The following is a 21,777-nucleotide window of genomic DNA, read 5'->3' as shown; positions in this document are numbered from 1 at the left end:
AGAAAGTGATGTTAGAACTAAGCGATTACCACGTGGCCTATGGCCAGAGTGAAGTGATAAGCGGGATGAATTTTAGCCTTAAGAAAAATGAGATTGTGGCGATTCTTGGCCGCAATGGCATGGGTAAAACCACCTTAATGAAATCGCTGATTGGCATGATTCCCAGTAAAAGCGGCGAAGCCAATTTAGATGGAGAGCCCTTAGTAGAGAAAAAGAGCCATCAGCGGGTGGCTTCTGGTTTGGGTTTTGTGCCGCAGGGGCGAATGATTTTCTCCACCATGACGGTGCAAGAAAACATTGAAACCGGCTTAACCAGCACCGGCGAAAACAAAGTGCCGGATGACCTTTACAGCATTTTCCCGGTGTTATGGGAAATGCGCCACCGTAGAGGCGGCAATTTGTCTGGCGGACAACAGCAACAGCTAGCCATTGCTCGGGCTTTAGCCAGCAACCCCAGCGTACTGCTATTGGATGAGCCCACCGAAGGTATTCAACCTTCAATTATTAAAGATATGGCGAAAACCCTAAAACAAATTCGCGACCAGCGTGGTTTGTCGATAGTGGTGTCGGAGCAGGTATTGAGCTTCGCCCTTGATGTGGCGGACCGAATACTGGTGATTGAAAAAGGACAAATCGTGCATGACGTGCAGCGCGATGACGTTGATGAACAGCAAGTGGCCGCGTACTTGTCGGTATAGCTTGCTGGACAATTTACATTCAAGGAGAAAGACCATGGCAGAAACAATAATCAAGATTGACTTAAACAAATCGGCTTACGAAAACGAAAAGCTACACAATCGCTGGCACCCAGATATTCCTATGGCGGCCACCGTAAAACCGGGTGACGATTTCATTTTGGAATGTGTAGATTGGACCGGCGGGCAAATCAAAAACGATGACGATGCCTCAGATGTGCGCGATGTAGATTTATCTCAGGTGCACTTTTTATCTGGCCCGGTTGGAGTAGAAGGCGCAGAACCTGGCGATTTGTTGGAAGTGGATATTCTCGATATTGGCACTTTTGATGATTCGCAATGGGGCTTTAATGGCTTCTTTTCTAAGCAAAATGGCGGTGGTTTTTTAACTGAGCATTTTCCTGAAGCGCAAAAGTCGATTTGGGATTTCAACGGTATGTTCACTAAATCCCGTCATATTCCTGGGGTAGAGTTTGCCGGGCTGATTCACCCCGGTCTAATTGGCTGCTTGCCCGATAAAAAGATGTTAGATGAGTGGAACCGTCGTGAGAAGGAGTTGTTTGATACAGACCCTGAACGAGTACCGATGTTAGCAGCACTGCCTTACGCACCAACTGCTCACATGGGCAAAATGAAGCCCGATGATGCAAAGGTAGCCGCCGAGGAAGGTGCCAGAACCGTTCCGCCACGTGAGCACGGCGGTAACTGTGACATTAAAGATCTATCGCGTGGCTCTAAAATCTACTTCCCGGTATATGTAAAGGGCGCGGGTTTGTCGGTGGGCGATTTACACTTTAGCCAAGGTGATGGCGAAATTACCTTCTGTGGTGCTATTGAAATGGCAGGCTGGATCCACTTAAGGGTTAATTTAATTAAAGACGGTATGTCTAAGTATGCGATTAAAAACCCAATCTTTAAGCCAAGCCCAATTACGCCGCGCTACGACGACTATCTAATCTTTGAAGGTATCTCGGTTGATGAACATGGCAAACAGCATTACTTAGATGCCAACGTGGCTTATCGCCAAGCCTGTTTAAATGCCATTGAGTACCTCAAGAAATTTGGTTACAGCGGTGCGCAGGCTTATTCACTGCTTGGTACAGCGCCAGTACAGGGCCACTTAAGTGGGGTGGTGGATGTACCTAACTCTTGTGCCACGCTGTGGCTACCAACCGATATCTTTGAGTTTGACATTAAGCCGAATGCCGATGGGCCAACTAAGTATTTAGATGGCAGCGTAGATATGCCTTTGGCTCCAGATTTAGATAAATAGGGAGGTGAGCTATGCCAGTTTATGACTATAAGTGTGCCGAACATGGTTTGTTCTACGAACTCGCCACCATGGCCGATAGCGCAAAACCTGCGAAGTGCCCAAAGTGTGAGGCTTTGTCTGCTAGGGTTATTATGTTGCCTCCCGAGATATTGGATATGGCCGCTGAAACCAAGCAAGCAATTGAGCGTAACGAGAAAGCGCGGCATGAGCCGCAGCATTCAACGGTGGATACACGGGCCGAAAATGCCGAAAAGCTTAAAAAAGGCTGCGGCTGTAAGCATACCAAGCGCGGTGGCTCTAAGCTGCTGTATACGGCTAACGGAGAGAAAATGTTCCCTTCTATGCGGCCTTGGATGATTAGCCACTAAACGGGTATAGGATAATCCAAGAAGCTGGCGAAGGCTGGCTTCTTGGTTGCATCCTGCCGATTTTATTTGGTATTAAACGCGATAAGTTTCCAGCCGTAGCAACAAAGCTAGGGCTTGCTGCTTGTTTTGGTTTACACTAGCCGACTCTGGTGGCTATTGAGGCTGCTAGTGAACTGAGAGAAAGATTATGGCTAAGAAAAAAGTCGCTAAGTTGTTAGCGCATGAGCACGGTCGTGGGCAAATTAACGACAATGCAATTAAGGCGCTGGTTACCAGCCAGTTATTTAAATCAAAAGTTGAACGGCCGAAGAAAGGCAAAGGTTCATACACTAGAAAGGGGCATAAGCTGAAGGGCAATGCCCCTTTCGACTTTTTGGCTTTAGCTAAAACTAAGCGGCTTCTAACAGAGTTTGTAGCTGTTTAAGCGAGCTCACCTCATAGTGAGGTTCTATACCCTCTGGCCGTTCCTCTCCGTGGCGGTTTAACCAGCAGGTTCTAATCCCCGCATTAATACCACCCTGTATATCCGAGTGTGGATTATCTCCCACCATTAATACCCGATGTTTCTCCGGTTGCTGCATTTGGGCAAAGGCATGCTCAAATATATCTTTATGTGGTTTTGCAACGCCCACTTGCTCAGAGATAACCAAGGGCGAGAAATAGCCGCTCAAACCGGTACGCTCTAAACGAATCTTTTGCAGTGCGGTAAAACCGTTGGTAATAATGCCCATTTTCACTTTGCTTTTAAGTGCATCGAGCAGGTCTTTAGCGCCAGGTAATAGGCTGCATATCTCTGCCATAGCCTCTAGGAAGGCGTCATTGAGCTGTTGTGGGTGTTGTTCAAGCTGATTAGCCCAATACTCAAAACGTTGCTGTTGAAGCTGCTCTGCATTCACCTGGCCAGCTTGATAGGCTTCCCACAGGGGCAGGTTGCGGGTTTGATAATGTTGATAGTCTTGTTGCTCAAATTTAACGCCATAGCGAGAGAACATTAGTTGTAGGCCAGCAAAGGCGTCAAAATGAAACAAGGTCTCATCGGCATCAAACAATATCCATTGGTACTTCATAAACAAATGGCCCAGCAATTAATAAAGATAAGCACTTATGTTGGTAGAAGCCTAGGGCTAAGTCAAAGACTCGCTTAGTGGCTTGAGTCGCTTGCCTTTTTTGGCAGCCAAAACAGCCATTCTAAGTATCGGTTGTTTAGCCCCAGTAAACACTAGCAATTTAGATACTCGTCAAAGCGGGTTATAGCTTGCAATTAAGCAAAAAAGGAGTACAATTCCGCGGCTTCAATTAGCGGGGATCCCATTTTGGGACCTTAAATTTTTTAACTAGTATGAGGACGATATGGTTACCATTCGTTTGCAACGTGGCGGCGCTAAGAAGCGTCCATTCTATCAAGTAGTTGTTACTGATAGCCGTAATTCACGTGACGGTCGCTTCATTGAAAAATTAGGTTTTTTCAATCCGATCGCAAAAGGTCAAGAAGAGCGTATTCGCTTGGAACAAGACCGCATTGATCACTGGGTTGGCCAAGGCGCTGCGGTTTCTAACCGTGTAGCTAAGCTAATCAAAGATTCAAAAGCAGCTTAATTTAGCCTTTTTAGTGGAGTTAAGATGAGCAATAAAGAACAGCCCATCGTGCTGGGTCGCCTCGGTGCCGTTTACGGTATTAAAGGATGGCTAAAAGTTAACTCGTTCACTGAAGATGCAGAAGCTGTATTTAACTATCAGCCTTGGTTGATAGGTCGTTCTGGCGAATATACTTCAATTGAAGTGACAGAATGGCGGCGACACAGCAAATCTTTCATCGTTAAGCTTGCGGGCTATGATGTAAGAGAACAAGCACAGAGTTTAACCGGAATGGATATTGCGGCTTTGCCGGAAGTTCTGCCGGAGCTAGCTGAAGATGAATATTACTGGCGTGACCTTATGGGCATGCAAGTGGTTAATCGCAGTGGGTATAACTTCGGACATGTGACCGATTTAATGGAAACAGGTTCTAATGATGTCTTGGTTGTGAAAGCCAATTTAAAAGATGCCTTTGGCAAAAAGGAACGGTTAATCCCGTTCATAGAGTCTCAGATAATTGATAACGTCGATCGCGAGTCTCAAACTATTACTGTTGATTGGGACCCTAGTTTCTAGGTTCCTTTATGGCTGAGCAAACACCACAATTGTGGGTGGGAATAGTAAGTCTATTCCCGGAGATGTTTTCTGCCATAAGCGAGTACGGTGTAACGGGGCGTGCGGTAAAACGTGGCCTTATTAAGATTGAGTGTTGGAATCCTCGTGATTTTACTCATGACAAACATCGTACAGTGGACGACCGACCTTACGGCGGTGGACCTGGCATGTTAATGATGGTGCAACCTTTACGGGATGCTATTCATGCTGCTAAACAGGCTGCTGGTGATGGGGTAAAGGTGATTTATATGTCACCGCAAGGGCGTACCTTGAAGCAAGATGGAGTAATAGAGTTAGCTCAACAGCAAAAGCTGATTATAGTTGCTGGTCGCTATGAAGGCATTGACGAACGCTTGATTCAAGCGGAAGTTGATGAAGAATGGTCGATTGGTGATTATGTGTTAAGTGGTGGTGAGCTGCCAGCAATGAATATGATAGACGCCGTCTCGCGGTTAATTCCGGGAGTACTGGGGGATAAAGCTTCAGCTGAGCAGGATTCATTCTCTGATGGATTGTTGGATTGTCCACACTATACTCGTCCAGAAGTTTTGGATGGGCAAACAGTACCCGAGGTACTGTTAAGTGGTAACCATAAAAAAATTGAAGAATGGCGCTACAAACAAGCACTTGGGCGAACCTACTTGAGGCGACCGGAGTTATTGGAGAATCTAGCTCTGACTGACAAGCAAGAGAAGATTCTTGCTGAGTTTATCCAAGAGCAAACGCCCTTGGATAGTAAATAAAGATTCAGTTAATTCTAGGAAATAGTAATGAGCAATATCATTAAACAGCTCGAAGAAGAGCAATTGAAGCAAGACGTACCTGCGTTCGCACCTGGTGACACAGTTGTAGTTCAGGTAAAAGTAAAAGAAGGTAACCGTGAGCGTCTACAGGCGTTTGAAGGTGTAGTAATTGCTAAGCGTAACCGTGGTTTACACTCTGCATTTACTGTACGTAAAATTTCAAGCGGTGAAGGCGTTGAGCGTGCATTCCAAACTCATAGCCCGCTAGTTGAGAGTATTACTGTTAAGCGTCGTGGTGACGTTCGTCGCTCTAAGCTTTACTACTTGCGTGAACTTTCTGGTAAGAAAGCGCGTATTAAAGAAAAATTGGCTAAGTAAGCCCTTTTCTTCGAGAATAAAAAAAGCCCGCAGTAGCGGGCTTTTTTTATGTCTGTGGTTTAGGCCACTTCAAGTACAGAGTTGTCACCATCCACGCCATTTGGCTGGTAGCTGTCTGCTGCCCAGTCATTGTCATAGGCTTCTGCACCGTCGCTCAAGCAAAGTTTGTATTTAAACTGGTAGCTGCTTTGTTGATCTGTTGGCACGTTTACCACCACTTTGAACTTACCGTTTTTTAGTTTAGTAAGCTCAATAGGTTGCCATTCGTTAAACTCAGCTAGCAAGAAAATTTGCTCCGCTTCTTGAGTGGCTTCTTTCTCAACTTCAAACGTTACTTTTACTTCTGGCTTCGATTTTAGGTATTGCTTCTTCAACGGCATGGTTTCTCCTCCGAGAGATAATATAAATCCGTGTACTATGTGACCAATATCGATTCTTTCAAAAAAGTGAGAGCTTGGTCAATAGTTGATTAATTTTTTTACAGTTGAAAGTAGTCTTGAAGCAGAGCGGCGGTGAACTTTGTTCGTAGGTAATATCCGCGAGGAAGGGTTTGAATAAGCTGGCCATTTGGACCAATCGCATTAGTGCGAGCCTTGTTATTAGCGGCTTTAGGGCGTAACTGCAGTACTTGGCCGTGGCGCGCGGTAATTTGCTCAATCTGGCCGAATGCAATCATTTCCATTATTTCTTCCCAGTCTGATCGGAGCAGTTGTTCTTGTTGGGCATTTGGGCTCCAAAGAATGGGATTAGCCACAACGCGCTGATCTAAAGGTATATGCCGCTCCGCCAAAATTGGGATCCACAATACCCGTGATAGCTTGTTATACACATTGCTGTTTTGCCAGGTTGAGCCGGTTACGTTGCATAGTGGAGTAATACATACATAAGTACTTTCTAGTGGTTTGCCCGCAGCATCAATAGGGATGGTTTTGAGTTCTATGCCCAGTTCTGGAAAATCTTGAATGGGCTTGCTACCGGCACTGGCACCTAAGCACCATTCGAGCAATTGCCCACTCCAGCCTTTTTCTCTTTTTAAATCTTTCGGAATAGCAAAACCTTCGCGATGAGCGAGTTCGCCCAAGCTTAATCCCGCTAAAGACTGAGCGCGTTTGAAGAGTTCTGTTTCACTTTGTGGTTTAGCGGTCATGCATGCCTAGCGCCAACAAAAACACTATTGTATAGAAGCTGTTCAATAATTGCAGTAACCCATAAACGCTTAAGTGAATATAGCTAAGGCTATGTTTAAAAAGGATTTTTATTACTGACTATAGGGCTGGTTAACTTGTGCTGTGCGTTATTCATAACTAATGTGAGTTTACTAACAGCTTTGTCCACATAAACTAGGGATAACTCTTCTCCATTGTTATTAACTTGTATTTTATTCACAGAATTATACTTTTTAGTCAAGGTTGGTTTATTTTTGGTCAAAAAATGTCTCCGCTTGGCCCATAATCTAGAACTGTGTGTTTTTTAAACGCTATGACTTATAAACAGTTTTAACCTGTTGAAAATAACACTTATTAAGACTGTTTATATTTAACTCTTTGTTTTTAATGTTTTTTATGAAGTTTGTTTGGGGTGTTTTTTGAGCGGGTTAGAACTTTTAATTTGTCTATAGGAGGTTTAACCCAAGTTATGCACAGGATTTCTCACAGATAAGTCGAATAACTTTAATTAAACCTGCGTTATTACAATTTACTCCCTTTGTGATAGGCGTATTTGCCGCGCTTGTGATTCTGTGAAAGAATCAGTTTATCTATAGTTTTTTAGCTGAAGGTTGTTTCAGTGATTGATGGGGATGGTTATCGTCCCAACGTAGGCATCGTTATTTGTAATCAGCGTGGCCAAGTTTTATGGGCACGTAGATATGGTCAACATTCATGGCAGTTCCCTCAGGGAGGCGTGGACGAGGGAGAGTCTGCTGAACAAGCGATGTATCGTGAGTTACATGAAGAAGTCGGCTTGTTGCCGCAAGATGTAAAGATTGTAGCAACAACCAGACATTGGCTGCGTTATAAATTACCAAAGCGCTTAATTCGTTGGGATAGTCCGCCGGTTTGTATCGGACAAAAGCAAAAATGGTTTTTGCTCCGCTTAGTGGGCAAAGAATCTAATATAAAATTTGATCGCTGTGGCCACCCAGAGTTTGATGATTGGCGTTGGGTGAGTTATTGGTATCCCGTAAGGCAGGTAGTGTCTTTTAAGCGGGAGGTTTATCGCCGAGCATTAAAAGAGTTTGTAACTGCAGCCATGCCGTTTAACCGCTCGGAGAAACACCAAGGCAAAGATAAACGCCGGCGTTATAAAAAGCGAAAAGGAGCTTAGTAAGTGTTAGGAGAGTTACGCGCCATTGTTGAACAGGTAAGCAATGCCGATACTCTCGACAGTGCTTTAGCTATCTTAGTTGAAAAGATTCGCCTCACTATGCATACCGATTGTTGCTCGGTATACGTTATGGACTCGCAGCAGCAAAATCTAGTGCTGCGAGCAACTCATGGTCTTGCCAGCGAAGCTGTTGGCAAAGCTATTATGCCCTTAGGTGAAGGGGTGGTGGGTCAAGTTGCCGTTCGTGAAGAGCCGATTAACCTAGCCGACGCTCGCTTAAACCCGCATTTTAAATATCTTCCAGAAACCGCCGAAGACGGTTTCTTTTCATTTCTTGGTACCCCAATAACCCATCAGCGAAAAGTATTGGGTGTATTGGTTGTTCAGCAATCAGAAACCCGCAGTTTTGACCAAAGTGAAGAATCGTTTTTAGTCACTTTGGCTGCGCATTTAGCTGGGGTATTAGCCAATACCGATTTTCAAACGGTGTTACAAGAACCTACCAAACATAAGTGGACTGAAGCCATTAAGGCCGGTTCTAGCTCCAGTGGGATTGCCATTGCTAAGGCCTGGATAAATCGCTCTACCGGAGCCTTAGAACAGCAAGTCGTAGAGAAAGCTGAGGACAGCGAGCATCAATTACAACGCTTTGATGTTGCCTTAGAGATTACTCGAGACGAATTTCATAGTTTAGCGATTAAGCTGTCTGAGCAGTTGCCCAAAGATGTCGCCTCCATTTTCGATGTTTATCAACACATGTTGGCTGATGCCAGTTTAGCTGGAGATATTCGCCGCAAAATTAATGAGGGTTATCAGGTCGAAGGCGCGCTGCGTTTAGTGATAGAACACTATGTGCAACAGTTTGAAGAAATGAACGACCCCTACTTAAAAGAGCGGGCGGTGGATGTAAAAGATGTTGGTTTACGTTTATTGCATGCGCTGGAGTTAGGGCCTAGTGCGGAAGTCATTCCTAGTGAGCCGGTGATAGTGGTTGCGGAAGAAGTGACGGCCACTATGTTTGCTAAAATCCCGCGTAAGTTTCTGGCCGGGGTTATTTCTCAGCGAGGCGCGGCAAATTCGCACGCAGCTATTTTAGCGCGCGCCATGGGCATTCCTGCCTTAATGGGTTTAAGTTTTAATGTTAATAAGTTGCGCGGCTGCGAGCTTATTTTAGATGGCTATTCCGGTGAGCTATTTGTTGAGCCAGACAAAATTGTTCGTGATGAGTACATTGCATTATTAGCCCAAGAGAGTGAGCTAAATAGTTTAGTTCAGCAAGATTTAGATAAACCTGCCGTAAGTATCGACGGTGAAAACGTTGAAATGTTGATTAATGCTGGCCTTAGTGCCGATAGCGACATTGCGATAAATGCGGGTGCCGATGGCGTGGGTTTGTATCGTACCGAAGTACCATTTTTGATGCAGGATCGCTTTCCCTCTGAAGACGAACAGTTTGTCCGTTATCGCGATATTCTAAATAGCTATCGTGGGAAAGATGTTTGTATGCGCACCCTTGATGTTGGCGGCGATAAGCAGCTTCCGTATTTCCCTATTGTGGAAGAAAACCCATTTTTAGGTTGGCGTGGCATTCGCTTAACCCTTGATCATCCAGAGATATTTTTGGTGCAGGCAAGGGCGATGTATCGCTCCGCCATCGAATGCGGAAATTTGAGCATTATGTTGCCGATGATAAGTTGCCTTAATGAGGTAGACGAAGCCTCGCGTTTGCTAGAGCAAGCCTGGGCTGAAGTGGTTGATGAACTAGATTTGCGCGAGCCACCAGAGCGGCCAAAGCATGGTGTGATGTTAGAAGTGCCTTCGGTATTGTTTTTGTTGCCAGAGTTAGCCCAGCGGGTCGACTTTTGGTCGGTAGGCAGCAACGATTTAACCCAGTACTTATTAGCAGTAGATAGAAACAATACCCGCGTTGCAGAGCTGTTTGATACTTTCCATCCGGCTGTGGTTCGCGCATTAAAGCAAATTATTGAGCAAGCTAACTTACATAATACTCCGGTAAGCTTTTGTGGTGAGCTAGCGGGTGAGCCCGTTGGCGCGTTGCTGGTTTTGGCATTAGGATACCGCCGCTTAAGTATGTCGAGTTTTAACTTAGCCAAAATTAAGTACATAATTCGCCATGTAAACCTTAATGACTTAAGTGCTTTGCGAGAGCAAATCCTGCAAAGCCAAAGTGGTTCGGCTATCTACAGTTTATTGTATGAGTACCTGAAGAAGCAGAACTTGTCGCAATTGGTACGTGTTAGTAAACATTAATGTTTTGCCATGAGTCAAAGCTTGTTTCATGGCAACTTTCACTGCAAAATGCCCATTCTTTTTATTCCCTAAATAGAGCAAATTATCGTGTCTACACCTTTGCAATTTCCTGAGATTGATCCGATTGCGATTAGCATCGGTCCATTAGACGTACGCTGGTACGGTTTAATGTACTTATTTGGCTTTTTATTTGCGATGTGGTTAGGCAACCGTATGGCCGATAAGCCCGGTAGCGGTTGGACACGCGCCGAAGTTAGTGATTTGCTTTTCTATGGTTTCGTCGGTGTGATTATAGGCGGCCGTATTGGTTACGTGCTGTTCTATCAGTTTCCGCAGTTTTTAGATGATCCTTTATACCTATTCAAAATTTGGACTGGCGGCATGTCATTCCACGGTGGTTTGTTAGGTGTAATTACCGCCATGATGTGGTTTGCTCACCGCACTAAGCGTCACTTTTTCACGGTTGCTGACTTTATTGCGCCATTAATCCCCTTTGGCTTAGCCACAGGGCGACTCGGCAACTTTATGAATGGCGAACTATGGGGGCGTGCAACCGATATGCCTTGGGGAATGGTTTTCCCAAGTGGTGGCTTGGTAGCTAGGCACCCATCGCAGCTTTATGAGTTTGCCTTAGAAGGTGTATTGCTGCTGGTGATTTTATTGGTTTATGTCAAACGCAAGCCGCCAATGGGGGCTATCTCTGGTGCGTTCTTGCTGGGCTATGGTAGCTTCCGCTTCATTATTGAGTTTTTCCGAGAGCCCGACAGCCATTTAGGGTTGTTAAGTTTAGGTATGAGCATGGGACAAATTTTGTCGTTGCCTATGATTATATTTGGCGCCTTATTTATCACTTGGGCCTATCGTCGCAACACCAAAGAGAGTAAAGCATGAAACAGTATTTAGACCTATGCCAACGCATTGTTGATGAAGGCACTTGGATTGAAAACAAACGTACCGGTAAGCGTTGTTTAACGGTAATTAATGCTGATCTTGAATATGATGTTGCTAATAACGAATTCCCGCTAGTGACTACCCGTAAAAGCTATTGGAAAGCCGCAATTGCCGAGCTACTTGGTTATATTCGCGGTTTGGATAATGCTGCCGATTTTAAGGCACTTGGCACGCCTACTTGGTTGGCTAACGCTAACGAAAACGAAGCGTGGTTGAGCAACCCAGCCCGTAAAGGCGAAAATGACATGGGGCGGGTTTACGGTGTACAAGGCCGCTCTTGGCGCAAGCCAGAAGGCGGCTCGGTGGACCAGCTTAAGAAAATTGTTGATGACTTATCTAATGGCATTGATGATCGCGGTGAAATACTATCCTTTTATAACCCTGGTGAATTTCACTTAGGCTGTTTGCGCCCTTGTATGCACACGCATACCTTTTCTTTAGTGGGTGACACACTTTACCTTACGTCCTCCCAACGTTCTTGTGATGTGCCGCTTGGGCAGAATTTTAACCAAATTCAGGTCTACACTTTCTTGGCTTTGATGGCACAAATCACTGGTCATAAACCTGGTAAGGCTTATCACAAAATTGTTAATGCCCACATCTATGAAGATCAGCTGGAATTGATGAGAGACGTTCAGCTAAAGCGTGAACCGTTTGCTGCACCTAAGTTACATATCAATCCAAAGATTAAGTCTTTAGAAGACTTAGAAACGTGGGTAACACTGGATGACTTTGAAGTGACTGATTACCAGTTCCACGACCCTATCGCTTACCCATTTTCGGTGTAAAGCACAGTAAGTCGACCAAGTGCTGTGGTACTTGGTCGATCTAACTATATTTGTATTATCTAACATTCAAACCTTGGTATGTTTTACTTATACTCGGTTTTTCCGATAGTAAGCGCAATTACAAGTGAATATGTTTTAAACTCCTACTCAGTAAAATAATGGCTTAATTTTTCTCAGTGAGCTGTTATGAAATCATTTCTTGAACGTTTCTTAAGAATGGAAGCTGCTGGCGGTATCTTACTTATGCTTGCCGCTGTGGTAGCCATGTTTATGGCAAACAGTAATTTGCTATCACCTGCCTATTTTGCTTTTCTCGATACGCCTTTCCAAGTTCGTATCGCGGAGCTAGATATAAATAAGCCCTTATTACTTTGGATTAACGATGGCTTAATGGCCATATTCTTCCTAGTCATTGGCTTGGAAGTTAAACGCGAGCTAGTAGAAGGCGCGTTATCTTCAAAAGAGCGTGCCCTATTACCGGTAGTGGCTGCTGTGGGTGGTATGGTTGTACCTGCCGCTGTTTACCTACTATTTAACATAGGTGATGGCGAGTTAGCTAAGGGTTGGGCTATTCCTGCGGCAACCGATATTGCTTTTGCTTTAGGTGTCATGGCCTTGTTAGGTAAGCGAGTACCAGCTAGTTTAAAAGTGTTCCTGCTAGCACTCGCGATTGCCGATGACCTAGGCGTTATTGTAGTTATCGCCTTGTTCTACACCAGTGAAGTAGCGATTATGCCGCTAGTTTGGGCAGTGGCTGCTACTGTAGGACTCTGGTTACTCAACCGTCGTGGGCATAGCGGGCTAAGCGCTTATATGCTGCTTGGTTTAGTGCTTTGGGTTGCGGTGCTTAAGTCTGGCGTTCATGCCACTTTAGCAGGTGTTATTGTCGGCTTTATGATTCCAATTAAAGCAAACTCTGGCGGTTCTCCGTTGAAGAAGTTAGAGCATGCTTTACATCCAGCATCGAGCTTTTTCATTGTTCCTGTATTCGCCTTTGCCAACGCTGGTGTTCCATTAGAAGGTATTAGCTTAGAGAGCTTCCAGAGTCCGTTAGCGCTTGGTGTAATTCTAGGTTTGTTAGTGGGTAAACCCCTGGGTATTTATACCTGTAGCCGTTTGGCTATTCGAGCGGGTTGGGCAAAACTGCCTGAGGGTTCCAATAATATGCAATTGTTGGCTACTTCAATGCTCTGTGGTATTGGTTTCACTATGTCTATTTTCATTTCGTCTTTAGCCTTTGCTGGGCAAACCGATTTGATAGGCTTGTCGCGATTAGCTATATTGGCGGGGTCGGTAACTGCAGCCCTAATTGGCTATGGTTTACTTCATTGGTCTACCCGTGAAGAAGCCGCTAAAATTGCCGAGCAAGAGCAAGGCAAAACCAATACATTGAGTACGTCTTCTGTGTAATTGATAAGTGAAGGCTGTACCCTGTTTAAGCAAACCCCGTTAAGGGGTTTGCTATTAGGTAAGGTATGTCACACTTAAATTACAATCATCTTTACTACTTCTGGATGACCTATAAACGCGGCTCTGTTACCGCGGCGGCAGAAGCACTGTTTCTTACTCCACAAACCGTTACTGGACAAATCAAGCAGTTAGAACAGCGTTTAGGCGGCGAGTTGTTTATTCGCCGTGGTCCTAAGATTACCCCTACCGAATTGGGCCAATTGGTCTACAAATATGCAGACCGCATGTTTAGTCTTAGCTATGAGATGTTGGATATTGTTAACTACTCTCAGCAAGAAAAACTGCTGTTTGAAGTGGGCGTGGCCGATGCTTTATCTAAGCGCTTAGCCAGTCGAATTTTATTATCGGCTGTCCCGCCTGATGGCAATATCCGTTTGCGTTGTGTTGAGTCAACTCACGAGCTGTTGTTATCACAATTGGCCGAGCACAAGCTTGATATGATTTTGTCTGATTGCGGCTTAGACAACGCGCAGCAAGACGGCGTACTTAGCAAAAAATTGGGAGAAAGCGGAATTGCATTTTTTGCTAACGAGCCAATGTCTTTGCTGCCATTTCCTGCCTGTTTAGAACAGCGCAGTTTGTTACTTCCGGGACGGCGCAGTTCTTTGGGAAGAAAGCTTTGGACTTGGTTTGATGAATTGGGTTTAAAGGTCTCGGTATTGGGCGAGTTTGATGATGCAGCATTAATGAAGGCATTTGGCGCCTATACCGATGGTATTTTTGTTGCACCAGCTATTTATACCGAAGAGATCTTGGCTAACCCTAATACCCGTTTGCTCGGTGTTACTCATGACCTAAGCGAGGAGTATCACGTATTATTTGCTGAGCGTATGATTCAACACCCCTCGGTTAAACAGCTATGTAACAGCGACTTTTCTCCCTTGTTTTCGGGAGAGCAGCAGCTACAAAACGTTGATGCCATTCTAAACTTCAGCTCAAAATAAGCACTAAGCCAAGCAAGCTAGATTCATAATACTTAACTATCAGGCTTGGCTTTTATATTCCCTTGTAGAAACCTAATCCTATTGTGATTTATATCAAATAAACCGGTTCGACCAGGTTATTTGTTTGAACTAACGCATGTTTAACGCTCTGCTTGCTTAATTATTCATCGTCTTAGCGCTACGCTAGATTACAGAATATCCTACTAAGCTTGGGCGAATTTAAAAAATAATGTTTAAGTTGAGTAGGTAAAATAATTATAAGGGTTAGCAAGTACTAACCTGCAAGAATGTTTCTGGTAACTCTTTGTCGCGGTAGCAAATATAAGCATCCTTTCATCGAGCTGTTGTACAGAAGCCTCGCTAAACCAGACCATCTCAACTGAGTTTGGCGAGTGATGCTATTTAGCATCTGAGCGCAGAAACAAACGGTAGTAGGGCAACAAAAATACGGTTAACACTAAACTTCCCATGTTTGGCTTCTGCATTTTAATCAGCGAGTAAAGCGTATTAGTGGCTTGAGAGCTACGAGTGCGGGAAAGGAAGCAATCATGAAAAAGGTGTTCGCCTTAAGTATGGTGGCTGCGTCGATCTCTGCGCAAGCGGAAATTGCAGCAACCCATATCTACCATAACCACATGCCAAATTTTTGGCCTTACTACGATGTAAGCCAATACGAAGGTTTAGCTGTAGGTGATCCAATTCGGTATACCTACGACGGCCAAGTCATTAACCTTAAAAACAACCCTCCAGCAAACTACACGTTCTATATTCCTGGCAGCGGTGCGCCCATGCCGCATGATGACTTGGTATCTTATTATCAGCATCACGCTAAAAAAGGCGCTTATCTGAGCTGGCCAATGGATACGGCCAGAAACAACAATGGTAACCACCCGCAAAGCCAAACGCATGTCACCATGTCTGCATCAGTGATTAACAATGTGCAGAGTTTTGGCGAGTTAGGTAATTTAGACGGTTACAATTTAGGTTGGGGCGCTTACTGGCGTGATACCCAAAATGGTACTAAAACCAGTGGCGGTTATAATGCTCTAGATACCATCCACTTTTCTGGTCACCACACCATGGGACCATTAGTAGGTAATGACTATTTCTTAAAAGATCTTATCTACCAAAATGTTACCTTAGCGCAGGACTACTTCCTGGGTGATTCGTTTAAATCATCTAAAGGCTTTTTCCCCACCGAATTAGGTTTTTCTGAGCGAATTATTCCAGTATTAACCAAGTTGGGTATTGAATGGTCGGTACTCGGGAATGTGCATTATTCTCGAACTTTGCGTGACTACCCTTACTTAAATGATCCGGGTAAAGATACTTTGATTTCGCCGCCTAACCGCGCCGACTTACAGAATGAGAGTAACGTAGGTGCTTGGACAGAGCTACATATGTTCAATGAGCAGCAGGTGACTTATAACAAGTTCCCGTTTGCGTCTATTCCGCACTGGGTTCAATACATTGATCCGGAAACCGGTGAGCAGCATAAAGTAGCCGGTATTCCTGTAGAGCAAGCCAGCTCTTGGGAAGAGGGTTATCAAGGCTCTATTACTGCCGATGTACTAAAAGCCTTTGAGGGCGACGCAGCAGCATTGGGTCGTACTCAGTATTTCACCATTGCACATGATGGCGATAACTCCTCTGGCCGCGCTGGTGATGGCGGCACTTGGGCTAACTCTGGCAATGTTACTTATGCTGATAGTTCGGTTCGAGGTATGGGGGTTGATGAATACCTAAAAGCTTACCCAATTCCCGCTGATGACATTGTGCATGTTCAAGACGGTTCTTGGATTGATACACGTGATTCGTCTGCTGATCCAACTTGGTACCACTGGCATATCCCAATGGGTGTATGGCGTGGTCAAATGGCCGACTTTAATACCGTGAATGGCACTGATTTTGTGGCCACTCGTGAGCACATGGTATCGCTAGAGTTAGGTTACCATTATCTTGAGCGTAACTTTGCTTTACTGCAAGCGGCTGAAAACTATGCCAAAACAGCAGAGCAAATTTGGTTAGACAATAATCCAAACTATTGGAGCCCGTCTACCGCTCGGGATAACGAAGTCACTTACCCAGGCAACCAGCTTAACCCTTGGATGATGTCTTACCCAGTTAAGGGCGATGAGGCGAACAACTATGCCGGCGGTGCAAACCCAGCAGAGTTGGGTTGGTACTTCTTAATGGCTTCAATCGACTCGGGCTTTGGTTACTACGATGAAAACGTTGATGATGGGGTAAAACCTACTATTTCGTTTAACCAATCGTTGCACTTTACTACCCCTTACGTTGAAGCAAACCTTGGTCAAGACAAAACAGGCCCCTCTGTTTGGTGGCCACAACGCTATCCTTATAACCCAGGTAGTGCTAACTCAAGTAAAGCGGAAGGTTGGGCAACCGTATATGCCGACACCAAGTTTGCGATTTACACCTACGGTTATGACGTAAGCGGTATTCAAGACATTAAAGTTAAGGTGCGTGTTCATAAAGACAAGTGGGCTACTGCTACCGATAAAACCTTTAAGCTTTACGACCCAAGCGCGCATGCTGGCGACCCTAACGTAGACCCATCTCGGGTTGGCGAATGGCAAACCTTTAGTATGACCGAACGTGACTTAAACGGTGATATGAATGGAGTGGATTGGCAGCCTTCTGGTAAAGAGATGTTTGAAGTTGTACCCGCTGAGAAAATCGGCAACATGTACTTCACCTACATTGACCAATACCAAGAGCAGTTGCTGGATTATTACATTGAAGCAACTGACGCTAAAGGCAACGTAAGCCGCTCTGAGATCCAACAAGTTTACGTAGGCGCTGGTCAATTTAGCAGCGTTGGCGGTAAAACCGTTGAAGATGTAAATGGCGCTATTGCTGGTGAAGCGATGTTCTTTACCGACAATGTAGTGGTGGGTGATAAACGTCCTACGGCGCTTATTGACGCTAGTGGTGGAGAGGTTGAGTTAGGAACGGTTGTTACCTTAAGTGCAGCCGGTTCTAGTGATGAAGAAGGTCCAATTGCTAGCTACTTATGGAGTACTGGTGAAACTAGCCCTTCCATTACTGTCACCTTAAACGAGCGTACTACTATTTCGGTAGTTGTTACCGATAGCGTTGGCCAACAAGCTTCTACCAGTGTGACCTATCGAATTATCGGACAATCTGTAACCAGTACCTTGTATTACCAAGATACCAATGGTTGGGGACAAGTTTGCTTGCACTATTCTGTAGATGGAACAGTAACTTGGACCACCGCTCCTGGCGAACCAATGCAAAGCTTGGGTGATAACTGGTATAGCCTGACCGTTGATTTAGAAGACGGTAACCAACTAGAGTTTGTAACCAATAACTGTAGTGGTGCTTGGGATAATAACGGTGGTCAAAATTACCAGATTGACGAAGGTGACTGGAACGTAGCTGGTGGTGCAATTGTTGCTGGTATTCCTGATGGTTTAGATGGCAACAATGCGCCTGTTGCAGTAATTAGCCCTGCTAGTCAATCGGTAGCAAAAGGCACTGTTGTTACTTTAAGTGGTGCTGGTTCTAGCGATAGTGACGGCAGTATTGCTAGCTACAGTTGGAGTACAGGCGAATCTACTGAGTCGATCTCTGTAACTGTTAATGATACCCAAACAATTAGCCTAACCGTTACCGACAACCAAGGAAAAACAGCTACTAGCTCGGTAACCCTAACGGTAATCCCGAATAAAGTACCGGTTGCGAGTATTTCTCCTGCTAATCAAACTGTTGCAGCAGGTACTACTGTCACTTTAGATGGTGCAGGCTCAAGCGATGAAGATGGCTCAATTGCCAGTTACTTGTGGAGCACCGGTGCAACCACTAGCTCGATTTCGGTAGTTGTGAATGCCAGCCAAACTATTAGCTTAACGGTAACCGACAACGAAGGCGCTGCTGCAACAGCAGAAGCCGTGTTAAGTGTTGAAAGTGATGAGAAAGCTAAGAACTTTAATCAGCTCTATTTCCGCGGTACTGCCAATGGTTGGGCAACAACAGCCATGGATTTAGTGGCGGATAATACTTGGCAAGCTGTGATTGATTTTGACGGCCAAGCTGAGCAACGCTTTAAGTTAGATGTGAGCGGTGATTGGACCCAAAACTACGGTGATACCAATAGTGATGGAGTTCTAGAGCAAACTGGGGGGGATATCTTCACCGATGTGGTGGGTTCTTACTTGTTAGAAGTGAATGACCAAACCTTGGCTTACAGCATTACTGAGCTTAACGCTAACCAAGCGCCAAACGCGATAATTGGAGCTTCGACAACCCAAGTCGATATTGGCCAAAGCATCACCTATAGTGCTGCGGGATCCAGTGACAGCGATGGGGTTATTGCCAGCTATTTGTGGAGTAATGGTGATACCAGCGAAACCACCACCGTTACCTATAATACTGCAGGCTCTAACAGTATCGGTTTAACCGTTACGGATGATGGCGGTAAAACGGCGCAAGCCTCAGTGGTGGTTGAGGTCATTGACCCTAACGCTAATTTCACCAGTAACTTCGAGCAATTGTATTTCCGTGGTACAGCTAACGCTTGGCAAACCTCGGCGATGTCATTAGTGGCAAACAATACTTGGCAAGTTAGCGTAGACTTTGATGGCCAGAATAATCAACGTTTTAAGTTTGATCTAAACGGAGATTGGTCAACGAACTATGGTGACAACAACAACGACGGCACGCTTGAGCAAACCGGTGGTGATATTTTCACTGGTATTGTTGGAAGCTATGTTGTTGAAGTCAACGATGCGACTTTGCAATATCGAATCATTGCTCAGTAAGACATTGCTTTGCTCAATTAAAGCCGCTTAACTGCGGCTTTTTTGTGGTTGTGCTAAAAGCCAAGTCCTGTGCATTAACCTAGCGAGCTATAGCCAATTCACGTATAGTTTGGCCTAAGTGAGTTAGTAGGTAGAAAGATGAACATTCAAGACATGCAAAAAAATGCCGAACCTGCATTAAAGTTATTAAAGGCCCTAGCTAATGAAAGCCGTTTAATGATTTTATGCCACTTGGTGGAAGGGGAGTTAACGGTAGGCGAGCTGAATCAAAGGGTAACCTTAAGTCAGTCTGCTTTATCTCAACATTTAGCATGGTTGCGAAAAGATCAGCTTGTGAGCACTCGTAAGGAGTCTCAAACCATTTACTACTCAATAGCCAGTGATGAGGCTAAAGCGGTGCTAGGGAAGCTTCACGAGCTGTATTGCAAGTAACCCGCACTAAACTGCAGATATAAAAAAACCGGCTAAGGCCGGTTTTTTTTATCAAGCGCTTTAAATTAAAGTGCGTTGATTTTCGCAACAATGCGGCTCTTATGACGAGCTGCTTTGTTTTTGCTGATCAAACCTTTAGACGCGTAACGGTCTAAAATAGGTTGAGCGGCTTGGTATGCTGCTGTAGCTGCTTCTTTATCGCCTGCTTCGATAGCTGCAATAACTTTTTTCAAATTAGTGCGCATCATAGAGCGACGGCTAGCGTTATGTTGACGACGCTTTTCAGCTTGGATAGCGCGTTTTTTAGCTGACTTAATATTAGCCAAGTGTAACTCCTGAACTTTGTCTTGGAATTATGAATTTTAAGGCCGTGGAATATGCCCGTTTTTCATGTTTATGTCAAACAATTTTTAACCAAGTATAAATATCAAAGCAAGGAAAACCTAACTAAACGTCATGATCGTAGCATCGATCTTTATAGGCGGTTAAACTGTGCCGCGATTCTACCAGCATTTTTAATGTTAGGGCAGAGGAATTTGTGTAAATTAGCAACAGGACAGTGCATTGAGTAAAACCTTGTTAAAATCTGGCGCCATTGTTAGCGCCATGACCCTGATTTCCCGCATATTAGGTTTGGCTCGCGATGTGGTGATAGCTAACTTAATGGGAGCGGGTGTTGCTGCCGATGTATTTTTCTTTGCCAATAAAATTCCCAATTTTTTGCGCCGCCTATTTGCAGAGGGCGCTTTTGCCCAAGCATTTGTCCCGGTGCTTACCGAATACAAGCAAAAGAGTTCTGAAGACGAAGTAAGAGAGCTTGTGGCTAAAGTTAGCGGCACGCTGGGCTTGGCGGTTACCATTGTTACCTTATTCGGCGTTATTGGTTCGCCCTTGATTGCCGCACTATTTGGCACCGGTTGGTTTATCTCTTGGTTAAATGATGGCCCTGATGCAGCAAAGTTTGAGTTGTCGGCATTTTTATTAAAAATTACCTTTCCTTATTTATGGTTTGTCACCTTCACAGGTTTATCAGGCGCGATTCTTAATGCCTTTGGCCGTTTTGCCGTGGCGGCCTTTACCCCAGTGCTACTAAACGTAGCGGTGATTGGTTTTGCTATTTTCGTTTCACCTAAGCTTGAGCAACCAGAAGTTGGCTTGGCTATGGGAGTTTTCTTTGGCGGCTTAATTCAGTTTCTATTTCAATTGCCGTTCTTGTTTAAGCTTAAGTTGTTGCGCAAGCCAAGTTGGGGTTGGAAGCACCCCGGTGTGGTGAAAATTCGTACCTTAATGATCCCGGCATTGTTTGGTGTATCGGTAAGCCAAATTAACTTGTTGCTAGATACCTTAATCGCCAGCTTCCTCATCACCGGTTCTATATCGTGGTTGTATTACTCTGATCGCTTGTTGGAGTTTCCGCTCGGCTTATTTGGCATCGCCATTGCGACAGTGATATTACCCAGCCTTTCGCAGCGTCATGTAGATAAAAGCCCGCAGCAGTTTCAGCAAACCATGGACTGGGCTGTACGCATGGTTTGCTTTTTAGGCGTTCCAGCAACAGTGGGCTTAGCTTTGTTAGGCCAGCCAATTTTACAAGTACTGTTTATGCGTGGTGCCTTTGATCAGCAAGATGTGCTTAACGCCTCATACAGCTTAATGGCCTACAGCGGTGGATTGCTGTTTTTCATGCTGGTGAAGGTGCTAGCGCCAGGTTATTACTCACGACAAGATACCAAAACACCGGTGAAAATTGGCATCATTGCCATGGTGAGCAATATGGGCTTTAACTTTATTTTTGCTATTCCTTATGGGTATGTTGGTTTGGCCATTGCCACAGCGCTGTCAGCCCTATTGAATGCCAGCCTGCTTTATCGTGGCCTATATAAACAAGGTGTTTACAAACTTAGTGCTGCAACAACAGTGTGTTTAGCCAAAATTGTGGCTGCGTCACTGGCAATGGGCGGGCTGATTTTGTGGCTATCTCCCATGGCTGAACAATGGTTTGCCCTAACTTGGGCAGAGAGCGTTTGGCAACTTTTAATCTGTGTTGCTGCGGCAGTGGCAGGCTACCTAGTTTTGCTATTTTGCCTAGGGATAAGATTAGCGCACTTGAAAAGCAGTTTCGGGGCTGTAACTGCGGACTAAAC

At 44.8% G+C, this 21,777-nt stretch carries 21 protein-coding genes; 17 read left to right on the top strand and 4 right to left on the bottom strand.

Annotated features, from left to right (window positions below; translation table 11 throughout):
* The first annotated feature begins 8 nt into the window (after positions 1–8).
* From urtE to G6R11_RS10125, 4 genes are all read left to right on the top strand, one after another.
* A complete protein-coding gene (gene urtE, locus G6R11_RS10140; protein WP_163132971.1) occupies positions 9–698 on the top strand; it encodes an urea ABC transporter ATP-binding subunit UrtE in 690 nt (229 codons plus the stop codon).
* A gap of 34 nt (positions 699–732) precedes the next feature.
* Complete coding sequence (gene fmdA, locus G6R11_RS10135; RefSeq protein ID WP_163132970.1) at positions 733–1,968, top strand: formamidase; 1,236 nt, start codon at positions 733–735, stop codon at positions 1,966–1,968.
* An 11-nt stretch (positions 1,969–1,979) separates the two neighbouring features.
* Complete coding sequence (locus tag G6R11_RS10130) at positions 1,980–2,336, top strand: FmdB family zinc ribbon protein (protein WP_163132969.1); 357 nt, start codon at positions 1,980–1,982, stop codon at positions 2,334–2,336.
* 187 nt (positions 2,337–2,523) lie between these two features.
* Complete coding sequence (locus G6R11_RS10125; RefSeq protein WP_163132968.1) at positions 2,524–2,760, top strand: ribosome alternative rescue factor ArfA; 237 nt, start codon at positions 2,524–2,526, stop codon at positions 2,758–2,760.
* On the opposite strand, the gene yjjG is transcribed toward G6R11_RS10125, so the two are convergent.
* On the bottom strand, positions 2,726–3,403 hold the full coding sequence (gene yjjG, locus G6R11_RS10120; RefSeq protein WP_163132967.1) for a pyrimidine 5'-nucleotidase: 678 nt from the start codon (positions 3,401–3,403) through the stop codon (positions 2,726–2,728). The genes G6R11_RS10125 and yjjG overlap by 35 nt on opposite strands.
* 283 nt (positions 3,404–3,686) lie before the next feature.
* Between yjjG and rpsP the strand changes: the two genes are divergently transcribed.
* The 4 genes from rpsP to rplS are packed head-to-tail and all read left to right on the top strand — an operon-like array spanning position 3,687 to position 5,647.
* Positions 3,687–3,932: a 30S ribosomal protein S16 gene (gene rpsP, locus G6R11_RS10115; RefSeq protein ID WP_016401327.1), complete on the top strand. Its 246-nt coding sequence runs from the start codon at positions 3,687–3,689 to the stop codon at positions 3,930–3,932.
* A 24-nt stretch (positions 3,933–3,956) separates the two neighbouring features.
* Positions 3,957–4,487 carry a ribosome maturation factor RimM gene (rimM, locus tag G6R11_RS10110; RefSeq protein WP_163132966.1) on the top strand — a complete coding sequence of 177 codons (531 nt, stop codon included), beginning with the start codon at positions 3,957–3,959 and terminating at the stop codon, positions 4,485–4,487.
* An 8-nt stretch (positions 4,488–4,495) separates the two neighbouring features.
* On the top strand, positions 4,496–5,269 hold the full coding sequence (gene trmD / locus G6R11_RS10105) for a tRNA (guanosine(37)-N1)-methyltransferase TrmD (RefSeq protein WP_370525649.1): 774 nt from the start codon (positions 4,496–4,498) through the stop codon (positions 5,267–5,269).
* Between the two features lie 27 nt (positions 5,270–5,296).
* A complete protein-coding gene (gene rplS, locus G6R11_RS10100) occupies positions 5,297–5,647 on the top strand; it encodes a 50S ribosomal protein L19 (RefSeq protein ID WP_016401324.1) in 351 nt (116 codons plus the stop codon).
* A 59-nt stretch (positions 5,648–5,706) separates the two neighbouring features.
* On the opposite strand, the gene G6R11_RS10095 is transcribed toward rplS, so the two are convergent.
* Positions 5,707–6,027, bottom strand: coding sequence for an isoamylase early set domain-containing protein (locus G6R11_RS10095; protein WP_163132965.1), 321 nt, complete (start codon positions 6,025–6,027; stop codon positions 5,707–5,709).
* A 98-nt stretch (positions 6,028–6,125) separates the two neighbouring features.
* Positions 6,126–6,794 (bottom strand): DNA mismatch repair endonuclease MutH, encoded by a 669-nt coding sequence (gene mutH, locus G6R11_RS10090; protein WP_163132964.1) that lies wholly within the window; start codon positions 6,792–6,794, stop codon positions 6,126–6,128.
* A gap of 638 nt (positions 6,795–7,432) precedes the next feature.
* Between mutH and rppH the strand changes: the two genes are divergently transcribed.
* The 8 genes from rppH (at position 7,433) to G6R11_RS10050 (ending at position 19,633) form a co-directional block, all read left to right on the top strand.
* Positions 7,433–7,972 (top strand): RNA pyrophosphohydrolase, encoded by a 540-nt coding sequence (gene rppH / locus G6R11_RS10085; RefSeq protein ID WP_163132963.1) that lies wholly within the window; start codon positions 7,433–7,435, stop codon positions 7,970–7,972.
* Positions 7,973–7,975: 3 nt separating this feature from the next.
* Entirely contained in the window at positions 7,976–10,243 is a 2,268-nt protein-coding gene (ptsP, locus tag G6R11_RS10080; protein WP_163132962.1) for a phosphoenolpyruvate--protein phosphotransferase, read from the top strand.
* An 84-nt stretch (positions 10,244–10,327) separates the two neighbouring features.
* The gene (gene lgt, locus G6R11_RS10075; RefSeq protein WP_370525654.1) at positions 10,328–11,134 is read left to right on the top strand and encodes a prolipoprotein diacylglyceryl transferase; all 807 of its coding nucleotides are present in this window, start codon (positions 10,328–10,330) and stop codon (positions 11,132–11,134) included.
* Positions 11,131–11,982: a thymidylate synthase gene (locus G6R11_RS10070; RefSeq protein ID WP_163132960.1), complete on the top strand. Its 852-nt coding sequence runs from the start codon at positions 11,131–11,133 to the stop codon at positions 11,980–11,982. The genes lgt and G6R11_RS10070 overlap by 4 nt, the downstream gene beginning before the upstream one ends.
* A gap of 186 nt (positions 11,983–12,168) precedes the next feature.
* On the top strand, positions 12,169–13,392 hold the full coding sequence (gene nhaA / locus G6R11_RS10065; protein WP_163132959.1) for a Na+/H+ antiporter NhaA: 1,224 nt from the start codon (positions 12,169–12,171) through the stop codon (positions 13,390–13,392).
* Between the two features lie 65 nt (positions 13,393–13,457).
* A complete protein-coding gene (gene nhaR, locus G6R11_RS10060) occupies positions 13,458–14,396 on the top strand; it encodes a transcriptional activator NhaR (protein ID WP_163132958.1) in 939 nt (312 codons plus the stop codon).
* 548 nt (positions 14,397–14,944) lie between these two features.
* Complete coding sequence (locus G6R11_RS10055) at positions 14,945–19,201, top strand: PKD domain-containing protein (protein ID WP_163132957.1); 4,257 nt, start codon at positions 14,945–14,947, stop codon at positions 19,199–19,201.
* 138 nt (positions 19,202–19,339) lie between these two features.
* Positions 19,340–19,633 (top strand): helix-turn-helix transcriptional regulator, encoded by a 294-nt coding sequence (locus G6R11_RS10050; protein ID WP_163132956.1) that lies wholly within the window; start codon positions 19,340–19,342, stop codon positions 19,631–19,633.
* A gap of 65 nt (positions 19,634–19,698) precedes the next feature.
* Here G6R11_RS10050 and rpsT read toward each other — a convergent pair whose 3' ends face one another.
* A complete protein-coding gene (gene rpsT / locus G6R11_RS10045) occupies positions 19,699–19,959 on the bottom strand; it encodes a 30S ribosomal protein S20 (protein ID WP_152784499.1) in 261 nt (86 codons plus the stop codon).
* 238 nt (positions 19,960–20,197) lie between these two features.
* On the opposite strand from rpsT, the gene murJ reads away from it, so the two are divergent.
* Positions 20,198–21,775: a murein biosynthesis integral membrane protein MurJ gene (gene murJ, locus G6R11_RS10040; RefSeq protein ID WP_163132955.1), complete on the top strand. Its 1,578-nt coding sequence runs from the start codon at positions 20,198–20,200 to the stop codon at positions 21,773–21,775.
* Positions 21,776–21,777: the final 2 nt, after the last annotated feature.

Source organism: Agarivorans sp. Alg241-V36, assembly GCF_900537085.1.
Taxonomy (GTDB): Bacteria; Pseudomonadota; Gammaproteobacteria; order Enterobacterales; family Celerinatantimonadaceae; genus Agarivorans.
This window is presented reverse-complemented; position numbering and strand designations above follow the sequence as displayed.

What these genes read in the sequence shown, in the direction of transcription:
- urtE (WP_163132971.1), top strand. Translation starts at nt 9, where the DNA reads ATGTTAGAACTAAGCGATTACCACGTGGCCTATGGCCAGAGTGAAGTG.
- fmdA (WP_163132970.1), top strand. Translation starts at nt 733, where the DNA reads ATGGCAGAAACAATAATCAAGATTGACTTAAACAAATCGGCTTACGAA.
- G6R11_RS10130 (WP_163132969.1), top strand. Translation starts at nt 1,980, where the DNA reads ATGCCAGTTTATGACTATAAGTGTGCCGAACATGGTTTGTTCTACGAA.
- G6R11_RS10125 (WP_163132968.1), top strand. Translation starts at nt 2,524, where the DNA reads ATGGCTAAGAAAAAAGTCGCTAAGTTGTTAGCGCATGAGCACGGTCGT.
- yjjG (WP_163132967.1), bottom strand. Translation starts at nt 3,403, where the DNA reads ATGAAGTACCAATGGATATTGTTTGATGCCGATGAGACCTTGTTTCAT.
- rpsP (WP_016401327.1), top strand. Translation starts at nt 3,687, where the DNA reads ATGGTTACCATTCGTTTGCAACGTGGCGGCGCTAAGAAGCGTCCATTC.
- rimM (WP_163132966.1), top strand. Translation starts at nt 3,957, where the DNA reads ATGAGCAATAAAGAACAGCCCATCGTGCTGGGTCGCCTCGGTGCCGTT.
- trmD (WP_370525649.1), top strand. Translation starts at nt 4,496, where the DNA reads ATGGCTGAGCAAACACCACAATTGTGGGTGGGAATAGTAAGTCTATTC.
- rplS (WP_016401324.1), top strand. Translation starts at nt 5,297, where the DNA reads ATGAGCAATATCATTAAACAGCTCGAAGAAGAGCAATTGAAGCAAGAC.
- G6R11_RS10095 (WP_163132965.1), bottom strand. Translation starts at nt 6,027, where the DNA reads ATGCCGTTGAAGAAGCAATACCTAAAATCGAAGCCAGAAGTAAAAGTA.
- mutH (WP_163132964.1), bottom strand. Translation starts at nt 6,794, where the DNA reads ATGACCGCTAAACCACAAAGTGAAACAGAACTCTTCAAACGCGCTCAG.
- G6R11_RS10070 (WP_163132960.1), top strand. Translation starts at nt 11,131, where the DNA reads ATGAAACAGTATTTAGACCTATGCCAACGCATTGTTGATGAAGGCACT.
- nhaA (WP_163132959.1), top strand. Translation starts at nt 12,169, where the DNA reads ATGAAATCATTTCTTGAACGTTTCTTAAGAATGGAAGCTGCTGGCGGT.
- nhaR (WP_163132958.1), top strand. Translation starts at nt 13,458, where the DNA reads ATGTCACACTTAAATTACAATCATCTTTACTACTTCTGGATGACCTAT.
- G6R11_RS10055 (WP_163132957.1), top strand. Translation starts at nt 14,945, where the DNA reads ATGAAAAAGGTGTTCGCCTTAAGTATGGTGGCTGCGTCGATCTCTGCG.
- G6R11_RS10050 (WP_163132956.1), top strand. Translation starts at nt 19,340, where the DNA reads ATGAACATTCAAGACATGCAAAAAAATGCCGAACCTGCATTAAAGTTA.